The following is a 1,536-nucleotide window of genomic DNA, read 5'->3' as shown; positions in this document are numbered from 1 at the left end:
GGGTTCGTCGGCTCGTCGACCACGGACGGCCCGAGCACGCCCCTGGCGAACCCGCGCGCGATGAACGCCGAGACCAGCGTGCCGAGGACGGCGAACGCGGTGGTCTCGGCCGATCCGACGTCGTCGCTGCCGAAGAGCACGCGCAGGCCGATCGCGCACCCGCCGCCGATGACGGCGACCACCGAGCCGAGTGTGGTCGCGAAGGCGTTCGCCGTCACCACGCTCTCGGTGCGCACGACGTGCGGCAGCGACGCCGAAAGCCCGGAGCCGATGAAGCGCGAGATGCCTTCCGCGGCCAGTGCCAGCGAAAACAGCCCGAGCCCGCCGAACCCGAGGCCCACGGCGGCGGACGCGGCCACGATCGCCAACCCGCGAAGCAGGTTCGCGAAGATCAGGACGCGACGGCGGTCCCACCGGTCCAGCAACGCGCCCGCGAAGGGCCCGACCACGGAGTACGGGAGCAGCAACGCGGCGAACCCGCCCGCGATGGCCAGCGGGTTGGCGCCGCGCTCGGGGTTGAAGAGGACCGCTCCGGCGAGCCCGGCGCGGAAGACGCCGTCGCCCCAGCTGGCGGCGAAGCGGGTGAAGAGCAGACGTCGGAAGTCCGGGTCCTTCAACAGCTCCCGGGGGCCCTGTCGGCTGGTCTCGGCACCGGCGCTGATCGTCACGGAGCCAGAGTAGTAGGTGGTCGACGCACTGAGGTCGCCTCTCGGCGGCTATGCGCAGTGTGGCTCCAGCCGGACGGTATTCCACAAAGGCGGTTCTTCAGTGAGCCCGGGGGACACGGAGTGCGCCGACCACTGTTTCAAACGAGGCTCTTGGGGCGATTGTTCCCGAGCCGAAGTAATTCGCCGGGCCGAAGGTGAGATCATGGGTCGCGTGCCAGCGGACGCCGAGGTTGAGCCGGGAACGCTCCTGGTCGCCGCCCCCACGATGGTCGACCCCAACTTCAAGCGGACCGTGGTGTTCGTCATCGATCACCGTGACGAAGGCACGCTCGGCGTGGTCCTGAACCGGCCGAGCGACGTCGCCGTGCACGACGTGCTGCCCAACTGGGGCGGGCACGTCGCCGAGCCGCAGGCGGTGTTCGTCGGCGGGCCGGTCGAGAAGAAGACGGCGTTGTGCCTGGCGGCGCTGCGCACCGGCGAGACGGCGGCGAGCGTGCCGGGCGTGATCGCGGTCCGCGGGCCGGTCGCGCTGGTCGACCTGGACACCGACCCCGAGGCGCTGGTGCCGAAGGTCCGCGGCGTGCGCGTCTTCGCCGGTTACGCGGGGTGGGACTCGGGGCAGCTGGCGGGCGAGATCGAGCGCGACGACTGGGTCATCGTGCCCGCGCTGCCGAGCGACATCCTGGCCTCGCCCAGCGGCGACCTGTGGAGCCAGGTGCTGCGCCGCCAGGGCATCCCGCTGGCGCTACTGGCCACCCACCCGGGCGACCTCCAGCGGAATTAGGCCTCTTCCTTCTTGAAGACGCCGCAGCCACCGGCGCCGCACGCGCAGCCGCTGCAGCCGGCGGGCGCCGCCGGAGCCGGCGCG

Annotated in this window: 1 protein-coding gene and 1 pseudogene; one reads left to right on the top strand and one right to left on the bottom strand. The window is 72.0% G+C overall.

Going from position 1 to position 1,536, the window contains the following annotated elements; translation table 11 throughout:
- Window positions 1-668 (bottom strand): annotated as a pseudogene (locus G3I65_RS48830) (MFS transporter); the annotation flags it as partial.
- 202 nt (window positions 669-870) lie between these two features.
- Between G3I65_RS48830 and G3I65_RS48825 the strand changes: the two are divergent.
- The gene (locus G3I65_RS48825) at window positions 871-1,452 is read left to right on the top strand and encodes a YqgE/AlgH family protein (protein WP_163046886.1); all 582 of its coding nucleotides are present in this window, start codon (window positions 871-873) and stop codon (window positions 1,450-1,452) included.
- Window positions 1,453-1,536 lie beyond the last annotated feature (84 nt).

Source organism: Amycolatopsis sp. SID8362 (assembly GCF_010550475.1).
GTDB lineage: Bacteria > Actinomycetota > Actinomycetes > Mycobacteriales > Pseudonocardiaceae > Amycolatopsis > Amycolatopsis eburnea.
Note: the sequence above shows the minus strand (reverse complement) of the source record. Positions and strands in the feature narration are given on the sequence as shown.